The sequence below is a fragment of the Rhizobium sp. USDA 3886 genome, assembly GCF_056279785.1.
This window is the reverse complement of the sequence record NZ_JBWCDC010000001.1, coordinates 3231344-3246538: the sequence shown is the minus strand read 5'-3', so window position 1 is coordinate 3246538 and position 15195 is coordinate 3231344. Positions and strand designations below refer to the sequence as shown.

Annotated in this window: 12 protein-coding genes; 4 read left to right on the top strand and 8 right to left on the bottom strand. The window is 59.1% G+C overall.

The window, feature by feature from the left end; genetic code table 11:
• Positions 1–76: 76 nt before the first annotated feature.
• Positions 77–817 carry a LuxR family transcriptional regulator gene (locus ACZ9BX_RS16465; RefSeq protein ID WP_132562212.1) on the bottom strand — a complete coding sequence of 247 codons (741 nt, stop codon included), beginning with the start codon at positions 815–817 and terminating at the stop codon, positions 77–79.
• 303 nt (positions 818–1120) lie between these two features.
• Between ACZ9BX_RS16465 and ACZ9BX_RS16460 the strand changes: the two genes are divergently transcribed.
• Positions 1121–2884: a glucan ABC transporter ATP-binding protein/ permease gene (locus tag ACZ9BX_RS16460; RefSeq protein WP_476218943.1), complete on the top strand. Its 1764-nt coding sequence runs from the start codon at positions 1121–1123 to the stop codon at positions 2882–2884.
• Positions 2885–3169: 285 nt separating this feature from the next.
• On the opposite strand, the gene ACZ9BX_RS16455 is transcribed toward ACZ9BX_RS16460, so the two are convergent.
• On the bottom strand, positions 3170–3862 hold the full coding sequence (locus ACZ9BX_RS16455; RefSeq protein WP_476218942.1) for a winged helix-turn-helix transcriptional regulator: 693 nt from the start codon (positions 3860–3862) through the stop codon (positions 3170–3172).
• Between the two features lie 166 nt (positions 3863–4028).
• Between ACZ9BX_RS16455 and ACZ9BX_RS16450 the strand changes: the two genes are divergently transcribed.
• Positions 4029–5186 (top strand): acyl-CoA dehydrogenase family protein, encoded by a 1158-nt coding sequence (locus ACZ9BX_RS16450; protein ID WP_476218941.1) that lies wholly within the window; start codon positions 4029–4031, stop codon positions 5184–5186.
• Positions 5187–5499: 313 nt separating this feature from the next.
• Positions 5500–5838: a hypothetical protein gene (locus tag ACZ9BX_RS16445; RefSeq protein ID WP_476218940.1), complete on the top strand. Its 339-nt coding sequence runs from the start codon at positions 5500–5502 to the stop codon at positions 5836–5838.
• Between the two features lie 296 nt (positions 5839–6134).
• Here ACZ9BX_RS16445 and ACZ9BX_RS16440 read toward each other — a convergent pair whose 3' ends face one another.
• From ACZ9BX_RS16440 to ACZ9BX_RS16425, 4 genes are all read right to left on the bottom strand, one after another.
• Positions 6135–7958 (bottom strand): HAMP domain-containing methyl-accepting chemotaxis protein, encoded by a 1824-nt coding sequence (locus tag ACZ9BX_RS16440; protein ID WP_476218939.1) that lies wholly within the window; start codon positions 7956–7958, stop codon positions 6135–6137.
• Between the two features lie 242 nt (positions 7959–8200).
• Entirely contained in the window at positions 8201–8827 is a 627-nt protein-coding gene (locus ACZ9BX_RS16435) for a class I SAM-dependent methyltransferase (protein WP_476218937.1), read from the bottom strand.
• Between the two features lie 283 nt (positions 8828–9110).
• Positions 9111–10220 (bottom strand): sulfite oxidase, encoded by a 1110-nt coding sequence (locus tag ACZ9BX_RS16430; RefSeq protein ID WP_476218935.1) that lies wholly within the window; start codon positions 10218–10220, stop codon positions 9111–9113.
• 209 nt (positions 10221–10429) lie between these two features.
• Positions 10430–11101, bottom strand: a complete 672-nt coding sequence (locus ACZ9BX_RS16425; RefSeq protein WP_476218933.1) for a DUF938 domain-containing protein — start codon at positions 11099–11101, stop codon at positions 10430–10432.
• A 330-nt stretch (positions 11102–11431) separates the two neighbouring features.
• Between ACZ9BX_RS16425 and ACZ9BX_RS16420 the strand changes: the two genes are divergently transcribed.
• On the top strand, positions 11432–11968 hold the full coding sequence (locus ACZ9BX_RS16420) for a tyrosine-type recombinase/integrase (RefSeq protein WP_476220048.1): 537 nt from the start codon (positions 11432–11434) through the stop codon (positions 11966–11968).
• Between the two features lie 159 nt (positions 11969–12127).
• On the opposite strand, the gene ACZ9BX_RS16415 is transcribed toward ACZ9BX_RS16420, so the two are convergent.
• A complete protein-coding gene (locus ACZ9BX_RS16415) occupies positions 12128–13897 on the bottom strand; it encodes an adenylate/guanylate cyclase domain-containing protein (RefSeq protein ID WP_476218932.1) in 1770 nt (589 codons plus the stop codon).
• Between the two features lie 506 nt (positions 13898–14403).
• A complete protein-coding gene (locus ACZ9BX_RS16410) occupies positions 14404–14856 on the bottom strand; it encodes a pyridoxamine 5'-phosphate oxidase family protein (protein ID WP_476218930.1) in 453 nt (150 codons plus the stop codon).
• Between the last annotated feature and the right edge of the window lie 339 nt (positions 14857–15195).

Genomic DNA, 15195 nt, shown 5'->3' with positions numbered 1-15195 from the left:
CGCGAAGAAAATTCTTAACGCGCCGTTACGAAAAGTTCAATTTCCCTTGCGAAATAGAGTTTCCCAAATGCGAGGGTCAGATAACGAGCCCGTGACGGAAAGCCAGCGCCACCGCCTGCTGGCGGTTCTTGGCTTTAAGCTTGTCCTGCAGCCCATTCATATACCAATCGACCGTATGGTTCGATATATTCAGCACCTTGCTGATTTCGATCGAGGTGAGGCCGTCAGCCAGATAGTGGAGGATTTCCAGTTCCCGGCGCGTCAACGGCATCTCGAGCAATGAAGTGCTTTCGAGTGCCTTCGCTTCGCCCTTGAGATCGAGCAGCCGCCAGAACGCTTTGCGTGCAACCGTTTCGAACAACGACATCTCGACCGGCGACAATTCCACAGGCCCACCGCCGACGCTCAGGTTTCCGAGCACGCCGCTCTTTCCGTGAATGGGGAAGATGTACCCGTCGCGGAGGCCGTGGGCATGGGCATCCGCCATCATCTGCTCCATGCGCCGCTGATGCGGGTCGCGGCGGTAGGCGGCAAGGCTGTCCTTCCATCGAAACGGCCTTTGTGCCTGCGCCAGATACCTGACCGTTGGATCTATGAGGACATATTTTTTTGCAACGTATGTTTGCGGCCACTGCTCGGGCCAATGCCCCGCAAGAACGAGGCCCCAGGGATCTTGGCTCTGCTTCAGGTGGCGAAGCAGTCCATAATATTCGAAGCCATAGGAATGGACGGTCCGCCGGAGCTCCTCAACGACGTTTTCTGGCTTCTTGCATTCTTCTATGACGACAAGCAATTGAACCAAAGAATGAATATTCACAAAATGCCCCTTGCCCGGCAATGGGCGATAGGTGAGATCCGCCGATCGGACCACCTGGACGTGGCGACGACGGTCTTCGATTAACAAGCTGGCTCCATATAAGGTTTATCGATTGCTAAAGCTTGGTTTAAATACAAGTGGAAATTGTTGCACTCCCGATCGGTTGGGCAGCTTTCCACAGCAGTTGCCTCGTCACATCCTGCAGAAACATCTCACCTGAATGCGCCGTTAATCGTCGGTTCAGGTGTCTTTTCATAGCATCGCGCCATCCCGTTTTTGCAGATCCACACAAGAGGTACCGCCGTGTCGTTATTCAAGGTCTATGCCAGAGCTTTGCGCTACCTTGGCGCTTACAAGCTCCGCGTATCCCTGGTGGTCGTTGCGAACATTGTTCTGGCCGCGATCACGATTGCGGAGCCTATCCTGTTCGGTCGCATCATCGATGCCATCTCAGGCAAGGGTGAGGTCAAGCCCATCCTGTTCATGTGGGCCGGATTTGCCGTCTTCAATACGATCGCCTTCGTTCTTGTCGCCCGCGAGGCGGATAGACTAGCCCACGGCCGGCGCGCGACTTTGCTGACGGAAGCATTCGGCCGCATCATCTCGATGCCGCTCTCCTGGCATCACCAGCGTGGCACGTCGAACGCGCTGCATACGCTGCTGCGCGCTTGCGAAACGCTGTTCGGCCTCTGGCTCGAATTCATGCGCAATCACCTCTCGACCGTCGTCGCCATTGCACTCCTGGTGCCGACCGCCATGTCCATGGACCTGCGATTGTCCGGCGTGCTGGTCGTGCTTGGTCTTGCCTACTGGCTGATTGGCCGTCTGGTCATGAGCCGCACGAAGGACGGCCAGGCTTCGGTCGAGAACCACTACCATACCGTTTTCTCGCATGTGAGCGACTCAATCAGCAACGTTTCGGTACTGCACAGCTACAACCGCATCGAGGCTGAAACCAAGGCGCTCAAGGGCTTTGCCGACCGGCTCCTGCAGGCTCAGTACCCGGTGCTCGACTGGTGGGCGCTTGCCGGTGCGCTGAACCGCATGGCATCGACCATCGCCATGATGATTATCCTTGTGATCGGCACGCTGCTGGTTCAGGCCGGCGAACTGCGGATCGGTGACGTCATCGCCTTCATCGGCTTTGCAAACCTGCTGATCTCCCGCCTCGACCAGATGCGCCAGTTCGCTACGCAGATTTTCGAGGCCCGCTCGAAGCTTGAAGACTTCTATATGCTCGAAGACTCCGTCCGCGAGCGCGAAGAGCCGGCGGGCAATGCCGACATCAAGGATGTCAAGGGCGAAGTCGAATTCCGCGACGTCTCTTTCGGCTTCGGCAACTCGTCGCAGGGCCTGCACAATGTCTCCTTCTCCGTGAAGGCTGGCCAGACGGTCGCGATCGTAGGCCCGACCGGCGCGGGTAAGACGACGCTCGTCAATCTGCTGCAGCGCGTCTACGATCCGGATAGCGGCAAGATCCTGGTGGATAGTCACGACATCACCAAGGTCACCCGCAAGTCGCTGCGCCGTTACATCGCCACCGTGTTCCAGGATGCGGGTCTGCTGAACCGCTCGATCAGCGACAACATTCGTCTTGGCCGCGAAGGTGCCAGCGAGGAAGAGATGCGCCGCGCTGCTGAAGCGGCTGCTGCTGCGGACTTCATCGAGACGCGCGAGGCGCAGTATGACACGCATGTCGGCGAGCGTGGCAACAGGCTTTCAGGCGGTGAGCGTCAGCGTGTGGCAATCGCCCGCGCCATCCTCAAGGACGCACCAATCCTGGTTCTCGATGAGGCGACCAGCGCGCTGGACGTGGAAACCGAGAACCGGGTGAAGGCTGCGATCGACAACCTTCGCCAGAACCGCACCACCTTCATCATCGCGCACCGCCTGTCGACGGTTCGCGAAGCAGATAAGGTGCTTTTCCTCGACAATGGCCGGATCGTCGAACAGGGTAGCTTCGATGAACTCAGCCACAGCAATGGTCGCTTTGCCGCGCTGCTTCGCGCTAGCGGTATCCTGACGGACGAGGAAGTCCGCAAGGCTCACACGACCGAAGCTGCTTAACCAGGTTCGAAAACGAAATTAAAAGGTCGGAGGGAAACCTTCCGGCCTTTTTGATTTGATTTTCCTCGGACTTTGTTCGGCGACGGCTGATGAATCGTAAGCGTTGTCCCGCTCACACCTTGACCAAGATGCTTTTTGCAGTGTCGAGGGCCGGAGCCATGACGGGGACGGTAACTATGCGCCAACAGCGGACATCGGCTTCTGCAGGAGTGCGTGCCCATTTTCCAGCTGGGTGACGGGTCTTCGTTTATAGGTGGTATCCGTCAGAACCTCTCGCCTTAAAGTTTAAACCCTCATCCGGGGGGTTTTGGCGAACACACTAAGACCGAGCCATTCCTGCATGTCGCGCGCGAGACCCCTGTCCCCTTCAAGTTTCAGTGTTTCTGCATCGGTTTCCTGACGTATGGTCGTGAGGCCCATCCAAATTGCGGTCATCGAACGGAGCGACCCTTCAACGAGAAGGTCTACATCATAGCCCGGATCGAAGTTACAGAGATCGACTTTTCCGTTTTCGACCACAAGCCACCAGCTCTTTTGCGCGGCCGAAAGTTCCGGGTACAGAAACTGTATCGTACAACGGCGGCGCGGAAGTCTTTTTGTATCGAGGCTCCTCCGCATGTCCCACATGAGCAGAGAAGGGTCGAGATTCTTCAAGGAAAGTCGCGATTCCATCCACCGTTGAGCCCAATTTCCGAGACCTATGATCAGAGGTCTCAACTCTTCGCCCGCTGCCGTGAGTTGGTAATCGGTCATGCCGTTCGCACTCCTTGTCACCGTGATGACGCCCGATTGTTCCAGTTCTTTCAGTCGTTTTGACAGGAGTGCCGGAGACATTTTTGGTAGACCGCGGCGCAACTCATTAAAGTGCGTCGATCCGCAAAGGAGCTCGCGGACGACCAAGGTCGTCCACCGCGAGCAGAGGATTTCCGACGCCATTGATACTGGACAGAATTGCCCGTAGCCGTCACGCTCTACCATAAGGACCCTCCACCGGTCTGGATCAGGCACGATATTGCAAAGCAACCGATCCGCCAAACGCTCCTTGCCTACCCATACTGAGGTGGAGTTCAGTACAGTTCGTGTACTAGCCGCAATTGTGAAACGAGCGCAGAGTTTCAATCCTCACGAGATAGGAGGCATTGATATGCTCGGGCTTGCAGAACCAACACAGAACCTTGTCGGCGGTCGGACCATCGTCGAACTAACCAATTCAGTCCTGCCCACCTTCGCGCAACGCGCCGCATCGATCGACGAGAGCGACACCTTCGTCGGCGAGAATTACGCGCTGCTAAAGGAATCCGGCCTCGCGCGGGCAGGCGTTCCAATCGAATTGGGCGGGCTGGGCGCTGAAGTGCCCGAACTTTCTGAGATGCTCAAATCCATTGCTCGTGCATGTGGGTCCACTGCGCTTGCCTTTTCCATGCATACCCATCAAGTCGCCATCCCCGCCTGGCGCTGGCGGCATCAAAAGGTGGCCGCGGTGGAGCCGCTCCTGAGACGTGTTGCATCGGAGCAAATCATATTGCTCTCGAGCGGCGGATCAGACTGGATCGGCGGATCGGGCAAGGCCATGAAAGTTGATGGCGGATACCGGATCACCGCGCGTAAACGCTTCACTTCCGGCGCGGCGGCAGGAAACATCCTGATGACCGGTGCTGTTTATGAAGAACAGGACGGCGCGCGCTCCGTCATTCATTTCGGCGTTCCGATGGCATCGCCAGAGGTTTCGATAGAGGAGACGTGGCGAACACTTGGAATGAGGGGAACCGGGTCAAACGATATCATCATCGAAAACCTCTTCGTGCCGGATGCGAGTGTCGCATTTTCCAGAAGTGCGGGACAATGGCATCCCGTATTTCAAGTCATCGGCATGATCGCGTTTCCTCTGATCTACGCGGTCTATCTTGGCGTCGCCGAGAGCGCCCGCGACATCGCAGTCAAGATGGTCCGAAGCAAGGCCAACAGCGATCATCTGATCGAGTTGGTCGGGCGCATGGAAACGTCTCTGAGGGCCGCACAGATCGCGCATCGCTGGATGTTGGAGGTGGTTGCTCGAAACGAACCGTCCGCGGAAACCGTCAACGAGGTTATGATCGGCCGTTCCTTGGTCGCGCGGCACGCTATCGAGGTGACGGAGCTTGCAATGGAGGTCGCAGGCGGCGCGGCATTCTATCGAGAGAATGGGCTGGAGCGCTGCTTCCGTGACATACAGGGCGCTCGCTATCATCCGATGCAGCCCGGAGCCCAGGCGCAATACGCGGGTTCATTCGCACTCGGACTTCCCACCGAGAACATTTTCTAGCTCCCGGCGCAACGACGAACTCCGCGGACAGCTTTGATATACAAGAAGACGGGTAACCTGCGCGCTGTCCAAATCCTCCTTGGACACACTAAATTGGAAAGCACAGTTCCGTACCTCGGGATCGAGATTGATGACGCGTTGCGAATTGCCGAGCAGATAGAGCTCTGAAACGACGGCCATCGGCAAAAGCCGGTGGTCGCCATCGCGCCAATTACGGCATAGTATGTCCCACAACATTTGTGCGGCAACACGGGTGAATTCTGATGCGACGAGTATAAGCTGACAAACCATCTGACACCACGAAGAGAACGCAGTGCCCCGATTTCTTGCCGTTTACACCATGAAGCCCGAAGACCTCGCCTCCTTTAGGAGCCGGCCCAAAGCTGAGCAGGACGCTATCGACGCCATCGGCCTGAAACAGTGGGCCGCGTGGGAAAACAGAAACGCCGCATCCATCCTTGATCGTGGTGGCATGGTGGGCAAGACGACGCGCATAACCAAGGACGGGGTCGCCAATGCCGTGAATCCTTTCTGCGGTTACCTTGTCGTCGAAGCGGAAACCGTCGACGCCGCGGCAAGGCTGTTCGAGGACCACCCGCACATCACCGTGTTTCCTGGTGACGGCGTAGATATCATGCCCTTTTTGACCTGAAGTCCTTCCGATCGGTATCGACCGCCACCGGTTACATCGTCTGAGGGCCGCAAAGGCGGCAAACGGCTGCCTTGGGCATTTACCCCAAAACCTGACGACCGCTTCGACAAGCGGACGTCGCGCCGGAGAAGCGCTACAGAGAATATCAAGCACGGAGCGGGGCCGCGCGACAGGATCGGAACGACATCAGAGCATGGCTTTGACAGGGATGCGATTTTACGATCATCGCATAGTCTTGGCCGAGTGCCGTCGCCATGTCATTGATTTCCGATGCGGTTGCTCCGGTGACAAGTGCGTCAGGCGGACTTTCGGAATGTGTGCGCTTGCTGTTCCGTTCCGCTACCCACGTTGAACCGAAGAACCAGATCGCGGAGCGTGGTGCTTTCTTTCGCTAGCGATGCGGATGCGGCACTCGCCTCCTCCACCATGGCGGCATTCTGCTGGGTCGTGTTGTCGAGGCTGTTGACAGCCGTGTTGATCTCCGCAAGGCCGACCGACTGCTCGCGTGCCGATACGGCAATCGCATCTACGTGTTGGTTCATCGCCACCACGAGTTCACCAATCTGCTTCAAGGCCTCTCCAGTTTTCGAGACGAGATCGACGCCTGTCGCCACTTCGCCGGTCGATGTTTGAATGAGTGCCTTGATTTCCTTGGCTGCCTTCGCCGAGCGCTGCGCCAGTTCGCGCACCTCTTGGGCCACGACCGCGAAACCCTTGCCTGCCTCGCCGGCGCGGGCGGCTTCCACGCCTGCGTTCAGCGCGAGCAGATTGGTCTGAAAGGCGATCTCGTCGATGACGCCGATAATGCTCGATATCTGGTTGGAGGATTGCTCGATCCGGCCCATCGCCTGGACCGCTTCGCTGACGATCTCGCCGGACGTCTTGGCGCTCGTATTGGCCTGAGTTGCGACCCTGCGTGCCTCCTCTGCGCGTTTGGAAGACGATGCGACGTTTGCAGTGATCTCATCCAGCGCCGCGGCTGTCTGTTCCAAGGCGGCCGCCTGCTGTTCCGTCCGCTTTGCGAGGTCATTGGCGCTGTGGGCGATCTCGGTCGATCCACTGTCGATTCCGGCCGTGGAGCCTGCCACTCTGCTGAGTGCGCTGCGGAGCTGGGCGACGGCGCTATTGAAATCGTCTCTGAGCGCCTCGAAATCGGCATCGAACCGTTCACTGATCTTGACCGTGAGATCGCCTTCAGCCAGCCTCTTCAAACTGTCAGCCAATCCTCTCGTCGCCTGGGCCATGGCTGCAGCTCGCTCACGGTCCATTTGCTCTCGCCGCTGGCGGTCACTTTCTTGAAGCACTCGGCTTGCCTCAATCTCCTGATCGGCTCTGACCTTCGCCAATGCGGTCTGCCTGAAGACTTCGACTGCGCTGGCCATGGAACCGATTTCGTCCGTTCGGCGCGCAAACGGAATGGGCGAGTCCGTCCCGCCCGCAGCAAGGCCGGCCATCGAAGTCGTGATCGTCTTGATCGGACGAGATATTTGCACCGCAACATAGGCAATCGCGCCGGTGACGATCGCCACCACCAGGGCAATCAGCAGCCAAGTGCTCCATAGGATCGTCGCATAAGTGCGTGTGCTGTTGTCATAGGAGGCATGCGAGCCGTTCACATTGATATCCAGCAGTTCGTTCGCACTCTTTTCGGCTTTTTGAACGATCGGCTCCATGTCCTTGTAGAAGATGACCTTGGCTACATCGTTGTCGTTCTTTCGGGATTTTTCGAGCATCGGCTCGGCCGCTTTAACGTAGTCGCCCGCCTGTTTGCCGATCAGTTCCAGCAGCTCCTTTTCGCGAGGCGAGGATATCAGCGGCCGGTAGGCTTCGATTGCTTTTCCGAGCTGCTCCCGTTGCGCCGTGACCTGCTTCTCCGCGGTGGCGATCGCTTCATCGCTGATGGACATGATGTGATTGGCATAGGCGAACTTCATCTTTTGAAGCTCGAACTGGATCATTCGAACGACGGACACGCTGGGAAGCCAGTTCTTCGCGATATCGGTCGTATTCTGATTAACCTGCCGCACACTGCCCAGGGCGAACAAGGCGAAAGCGAGGAAAATAACGGCAAACGCCAGATTGATGGTGGTCAGGGAAGTTCGGACGGTAGGCCTGCGCATGTGTTCTCACCTCGTAAGAAAATGTAGTCAGGCCGGGTTGCTAGACTTCGCTTTTGGTAAGCATTTTGTGAACTTTAGAGGTTACTGTTTAAACAAACATAAACTACTTGCCGATTGGCCGGAATGCGCCCCATGTCGGCCACAGAGGGGATCTTTGCCTTCGCCCGGAAGCCGACATTGCGGTGACCACCTAGAGTTCATAGTCGCGCCACAATCGGCCGTTCCCGCAAGTTCTGTGTGCGTCACGCCCGACTCGCCTGAACGCTCAGCCACCGATCATGGGGCTTTCCGACGCACCGACGTACCTCGCTGACGATCCAGCCGGCGTCTGTGAGTGCGGACCGCAGGGCAGACTCACGCCAGTACGTCTCGACGTAGCGCCGGGGCGCTGCAGCACTGCCGTGTGTGGACACATCCTCGCCTTCGCCCTCTCTAACCGAGGCGTGCAATCGGCCACCGGTCCGGGTCGCCTCGGCAAGCCGCCCAAGCACCGTGCCGAAATCCTCGCGCGCGACATGAATCAGGCAGGCACAGGCCCAGATCCCGTCGTACGGCGTGCCGGGACGCTGCGGGTCGGCCAAGTCTTCGGTCAGGGGGTCCAACAGGTCGGCCTCGAAGCCACTTTCGCGAAGCAGTTCGACGAAACCCTTTGAAATGTCGGTGCGCCGGACGCTAATTCCCCGCTTCTCAAGCTCAAGTGCATCTCGCCCGCCACCGCTTCCGATCTCCAGCACCCTGCCCGAGCCGCCCAGCTCGGTCACGAACGCATCGATCTCTGTCGCGACCCATTCGGGCATCGCCGCGGCCTCGGCAGCGTACTCCGCCGCGACCGCATCATAGGACCGCACGGTATCCAGGTCGGTGCTCATCCTAGCGCTCCTCCTTCAAGACAAGAGGCCTGATGAGCGAGAGGCCCATCAGCCCGTTGCGCCCTTCACACTTCGGCAGTTGGTGACATCGCGGGCGATTTGCTTCCGAGCTTTAGCAGAAATGTGGTCAGAGACACCACCGACCGAGCCAATGCTGCCGGGCGGCAATGCGCTTCCATAGTGGTCATCGAGCCACCGGCCGCCGTTGCTGCAAAGCGGACATGACGCAGTGACAACGCGGGCCGCAGTTGCGCCAAGCCGCCATTCCGCCCCATGCGGGTGATTAGATCACGAATTCCTCCTCGTACGTCTGTGGCTCGGGAACGACACTAACCTCCACCGGAACGATCCAATTGGCCGCGTAGCTCTCGCAGTCGGAACGCTGGAGGTCGGGCTGCACGCACCCCGCCCCATCGATCGCGCGACATCGCAGTTTATATCGCCCCACTTCTTCAGGGGTCCACATGTACTCCCACAAGCGCCATGCAAAGGGACGTTCTGTTTCGAGGAGCCTTCCCTCGCGCCAGCCCCTACCATCTCCGGTGCAGACCTGCACCTGCCGGATAACAGCCTCTCCGCTCCAGGCGGCTCCGAAAATCCGATACGGCTGGCCGGCGATGAGACGCGCCCCCTGCACGGGACGCGCGATCTGCGCTTTGACCTCCATCTCCGCGAGGGGGACCAGCCTGGGTTCCCCGAGGCTGCGCTCCCAACGGAAATAGTCGCGCGCCTGCCAGTAGCCAAGGAACGGTTGTTCCACAACCGTGATATGCGTGATCCACTTGACCCAAGCCATGCCGAACCAGCCACCCACGACCGCGCGTAGCGGGTAGCCGTGATCGCGCGTCAACGGCTCTTCGTTCATCGAATAGGCAAGGATCGTGCTGTGAGCGATGGCCTTCTCAAGCGGCAAACTGCGCGCAAAAGCGATGGGGCCGGGAGAAGCCGTTTTCCTGTTCGTGTCGACGACGCCGCTGTCTGCGCCTACGAGCAGAACCTCACGTGCGGTTCGCTTAACGCCCGCCATTTCTAAAATCTCTCGCAGAGAAACACCTGTCCACGCAGCATTGCCGACGGCTCCGTTCTGCCACTGCAACCCCTCCTTCGGTGGCACATAGTAGACGCGGCCGTTCCCTGCGCACTCGACGACGGCGGTGAAAGTCGTGCTCCGCATCGCCTTGATGCTGTCGAGGTCAAGTTCGATCGGCCGCTCCACCGCCCCGCCAACGCGCAATCTCCAGTCTCGCGCATCGAGGTCCGGCGAGGGGAAATGGTTTCGCACGAAGAACAGCTCGGTTGGGATCAGCCAATCGGAGAGCGACGCAAACGGAAACTCGATGTTCTGTGGGGATTTCTGTCGAACTATTAGACTGGGTTGCTCTGGTGTCGGCATCGTCCTCGTCTCCCCTTCCAAGAGCACAACGTTGGCACTCGGTCGCGCGAATTCCGGTTCGATCACACCGCCCCTCGCAGCGTGTCTGTCGCGTTCCGCCTTCGGCCGCATTCTAGCACATACCGCACGTTCCTCGGATCGACCTCGAACGGCAGCAAAGGGCCCGAATGCTGTTATAGGCCCACGTCTCTTTCGCGCCCACTTGTCGTTCAGGCTCTACTGCTGGAGAAGACCAGCAACATATTGTTGGTAGGCATCTCAATCGTCTCGCGGAGATTAAGTCCAGCGGCCTCACCCACTTGTTCAAGATCAGCGATATCACGCACACCCCAGGATGGGTTGCGCTCCTTTAGAGCCGCGTCGAAAGCAGCGTTCGAGGGGGCGTTGTGTGCCCCGTCGCGAATGAATGGGCCGTAGAGAAGAAGAAGCCCACCAGCGTGAAGCAAACGGCCAGCTCCTGCGAACAATCCTAAGCTTGCCGCCCATGGCGCGATATGGATCATATTGATCGACACGATGGCGTCAAAATACCCCGTTTGTTCGACGCCCCATTGTCCTGAGCACACATCAATATCCCGCGGTGCCAGCACATTCTTCAGCCCTGAGAATTTGATCCAGCTAGACGTGCTGGTGCGGGCGTCGGCATCCGGATCGCTCGGCTGCCAGGTGAGGTTGGGCATTGCTCCCGCAAAACACACGGCGTGCTCGCCGGTCCCGCATCCAATCTCCAGCACGGCGCCATGTGTTGGAAGGACACGTTTTAGGACCGCGAGGATCGGCGCCGAATTTCGCGCAACAGAAGGCGAGAACATGCGCCGGTCGGCGCTTACGTCGCGCTGTTCCAGCGCAACAGGCGAACGGTCCTTCTTCTCTGGGGGCATTGGCCTTGAATCCCCTTTGGGCGATGTCTCCCACCTTATAGCTGAAATGATGGGACTGAAACCAAGGATTTCGGACTTACGAAGGGGGCGTCGGCGCGTGCGTTCGGCCGAGGGCGACCGAACGTCCACTTCGCGTCAGACGGAGCCCGGAAGCCGACCGACGGCTTTCGGCCCCTTCAATCCTTGCGCCCATGCGTTCTCCTAACGGCCAATGCTGGCCGAAGGAGAACTGAAATGGGTATTGCACAATACGATCCTACCGCCCTGGGCCGTCCGGCGTGGAACGCCGGCCGAAAGGTCGGTGTCAAGAAGCCGCTGAAACAGCGCTAGATTTGGGCGATCCGCTTCTTCCTTGATAGGGAGGGGCGCATGAGAGATCGTGCGTTGTTTGATCTCGCAATCGACAGCAAGCTGCGTGGTTGCGATCTCGTGAAAATGAAAATCGGGAGTCTCGTGACAGGAACGGAAATTCGAACTCGAGCCATGGTCGTCCAGCAAAAGACCGGCCGTCCGGTTCAGTTCGAAATCACGGCGGAGGTGAGGGCAAGTTTGCTTACATGGCTTGAACGGCGAGGTGGAACAGTTGACGATTACGCCTTTCCCAGTCGAGTCGACCACACCGATCATCTGAGTATTCGCCAGTATGCCCGATTGGTCGACGAATGGGTGACCGCAATTGGCCTACGACGCGAAGACTACGGCACGCACTCGCTTCGGCGCACGAAGGCCGCAATGATCTACAAGGCGACAGGCAATCTTCGCGCGATCCAAATCCTGTTGGGGCACACCAAGATCGAAAATACGGTCAAGTACCTCGGCGTGGACATTGAGGATGCACAGGAACTAGCTGAGCACACTGAGATCTGAGCGCGTGCGGCCCCGCGCACAGTGGGGCTGCACGTGTCAACGAAACTTTCTCAATTCCAAAGATTGCGACCGAGCGGCTATGCGCCAACACCAGTCATTGCTTCTCATTTGAGCGAGTGGCTGCAGAAGGTTGAAACCGGGCATTCCCCTGGTGCGCAGTTACGCCAAGCCGGCCTTGCGAAGCCCGTCCACCACCAACTCGAAATCCGCGGGGTTCTTGTAGGGCAGCACTTTGCGACGGTATTCCAGGGAGTAGTCGGGATTAACCCGGAGCACCTCCTGCCAAGCCGCGCGGGCCTCGTCGAAACGGCCCAGATGGCCATAACTGGAAGCCAGCAGCGCGCGAGAAACATCGGTAACGGGATTGCGGGTCAGCCGCTCTTTCAGCAAGCCAACTGCCTGTTCGTACCTTCCCAGTTGAAACAACGCCAATGCCTGGAAGTGCAGGAGCACATCCGGAAAGTAAGGGTTCAAGACCTTCGCCCCATCGAAATACTTGAGCGCCTCGTCGGCCCTGCCCGAGTAGTACAGCGCCTCGCCGAGGCTGACGTGCCCTTCAGCGAAGTTCGGATTGAGGATTATCGCACGCTGGGCCTCGCTGATGGCCATATCGTGCCGTCGCGAATACAATTCGACGATGCTCAGCGCCCAGTGCGCCCTAGGATCGCGATCATCCAGCGCTACCGCCCGCCTCGCAAGCTCTTCCGCTTGCTCGCGCGAATTCGGCGGTGACGGGCTCCATCCGTTCAAGTAGTCGAGTCCGTGGGTAAGGGCCAGGAACGCGTGGGCCGAGGCGAAATTCGGGTCCAGCTCGATTGCACGTTGCAAAAGATCCCGGGCGGCGATGTTCGTCTCCTTCGTCAGCCGGTGCCACAGCTCTCGGCCACGCAGGAAATAGTCATAAGCCTCCACGTTGCCAATGTGCTCTGGCGCCAGCCGCTGCCGGTCGCCTTCCGTCAGGTTGATGGCCAGCGCATCCACGATCTGCTGAGTGACATCGTCCTGAACCGCGAATATGTCGGTCAGGTCGCGATCGAAGCGCTCCGCCCACAGATGGCCACCCGAGGCTGCGTCGATAAGCTGGGCGGTGATCCGTACCCTGTTGCCGGATCTACGGACGCTGCCTTCTAGCACGTAGCGTACGCCGAGGTTTCTGCCGACCTCCTGCACGTGGACGTTCTTGCCCTTGAAGGTAAACGACGAATTGCGGGCGATGACGAAGAGCTGCGGCAGCTTTGAGAGAGCCGTGATGATGTCTTCCGAGATTCCATCGGCGAAATACTCCTGCTCGACATCACCGCTCATGTTGGCGAAGGGCAGCACGGCAATCGACAGCTTCGGCGGCGGTACCGTCGCCAGCCGGCTTGTCGCGGATTCGGAGTTCGCGGTTGCCTTTGCCTCGGCGGTGCCGACACGCAGCGAATACACCCGGATCGGCTCGGCGATGTTCTTGAGCTGCGTGTTGCCGAGATCGCTGACCGAGAGGTCAAGCCGCGCCTTGACCTGACGATAGGCATCCTCGGATAGGCAGATGGCGCCAGGCGCCGCGACGCCCTCCAAACGCGAGGCGATGTTGACGCCGTCGCCCATTAGATCACCGTCGCTTTCCTCGACTACGTCGCCGAGATGAATTCCGATCCGGAACTCGATGCGGCGCTCCTGCGGCACGCCGGCATTACGCTCGACCATGCCATTCTGCACTTCCATGGCGCAGCGCACGGCGTCTACCACACTGCGGAACTCGACCAGCGCCCCGTCCCCTGTGCGTTTGATCACGCGTCCGTTGTGCACGGCGATGGTCGGATCGATCAGGTCGCTGCGCAGTGCCCGCAACCTCGCCAAGGTACGTTCTTCGTCTGCGCCGGCCAGCCGGCTGTACCCGACCACGTCGGCAGCCAGGATCGCTGCTAGCTTCCGGTTCTCGCTCATCGAGCCATCTCCCTAGTCGCCATAATAACACGAAGACGCAGGGAAGGAGGAAAGTTCGCTGTTCCAGCGTGCCGGTGGGTGAGATCCAGGCTCGCCATCTGTTCACCCTCATGCCTGAAAGCTTATGATGCTGAGCACCGATCGCGAGGCGCGCTTGACGGGCTGGATCTACAGCCTTCGAGGGTGACAGGGGACGCCGTGCTGCTCTCGACAGAACCGCTTTGGTTTGCAGCATCCGGTCCCCAAAACGCGGCCGATGTCTTCTATCAGTTGCTGATCGACCGTGCCGTCGATACCTGATTCCGCGGCGGCCGCCCGTGGCAGGATTGGGAGCGTGGTACCTTCGCCTCCTGCCCGATGAACTCGCGCCCTGGTCGACCATATCTAGCTCGTGATGGGTCGATTTTTCGCGTTCACCCCGTTCGCAGAAGGAAGGCGGCCGACTTTGCCGACGATGTTCCGGCCTCACTGCACGCACGGCCCCCACACGCATGTTTGGGGAGCACTCAGCAGGTAACGAGATCTGTGTGGCCGAAACCCTTAGAGTAGTCGAGCACGGAGATGACTGTCGGCGTCACGCGGAGTATGCGAACCTGCTCCGGAGTCGGCATCGGCCCTGGCAGCGAGACTTGCTCCGGGTACTTCAGCGGCAGCATTCGCAAGATCTTTTCCGCTTCGCCCCGGTCGACCACCGCCTGTGCGCGCGCCGCCATGGAAAGTCCAGTGATTTCCATTACTTGTGGTGTGTCGTGATCGATGGTCAAGGACACGCGATCGTCTCGCGCCACGTTCGCCGCCTTTTGGCTATCCAGACCGCAGAGGAAGTAGAGGGTAAGGCCTTCGTTCACGTAGCTGACGGTGGTCGCCCGCGGCCAACCGTCCGGCGTTAGCGTTGCAATCGTCATGATCCGGTGCTGATCCAACAGCGTCAGAATCTTCTTTCTGAGCTCTTCGTTCATCGGTCGTTTCCAGACCGTGACGATCATAGGGGCCGTAAGTAGCGTGGCATTGACGCACGTCAAGCGCGGCGTGCCCTGACGGTGGACAGGTAGGACCGGTCGCAGACTGGTGATTTGCCGCCGGATGTGTTGCTCCTCGAATTACTGCGGAATGGCCGCGCGCCGAATGGTGCCTGCTTCAACACGCGCGGGTTCAGGTTGACGTAGATCAATGCCCATTCTCTGCCGCAGGCGCAGAAGTTCGTATGTTATGCACCACTGACGCGACGATGCCCGCTGCGGAAATGCACCGTTGGATGACCAAAGGCAAAGCCGATGACACTGTCGCGCCAGGCACCA

Bases quoted from the DNA above. Each gene is read 5' to 3' on its own strand.
- ACZ9BX_RS16430 (WP_476218935.1), bottom strand. From the start codon at position 10,220: ATGCCGACACCAGAGCAACCCAGTCTAATAGTTCGACAGAAATCCCCA.
- ACZ9BX_RS16455 (WP_476218942.1), bottom strand. From the start codon at position 3,862: ATGGTAGAGCGTGACGGCTACGGGCAATTCTGTCCAGTATCAATGGCG.
- ACZ9BX_RS16425 (WP_476218933.1), bottom strand. From the start codon at position 11,101: ATGCCCCCAGAGAAGAAGGACCGTTCGCCTGTTGCGCTGGAACAGCGC.
- ACZ9BX_RS16450 (WP_476218941.1), top strand. From the start codon at position 4,029: ATGCTCGGGCTTGCAGAACCAACACAGAACCTTGTCGGCGGTCGGACC.
- ACZ9BX_RS16435 (WP_476218937.1), bottom strand. From the start codon at position 8,827: ATGAGCACCGACCTGGATACCGTGCGGTCCTATGATGCGGTCGCGGCG.
- ACZ9BX_RS16410 (WP_476218930.1), bottom strand. From the start codon at position 14,856: ATGAACGAAGAGCTCAGAAAGAAGATTCTGACGCTGTTGGATCAGCAC.
- ACZ9BX_RS16440 (WP_476218939.1), bottom strand. From the start codon at position 7,958: ATGCGCAGGCCTACCGTCCGAACTTCCCTGACCACCATCAATCTGGCG.
- ACZ9BX_RS16415 (WP_476218932.1), bottom strand. From the start codon at position 13,897: ATGAGCGAGAACCGGAAGCTAGCAGCGATCCTGGCTGCCGACGTGGTC.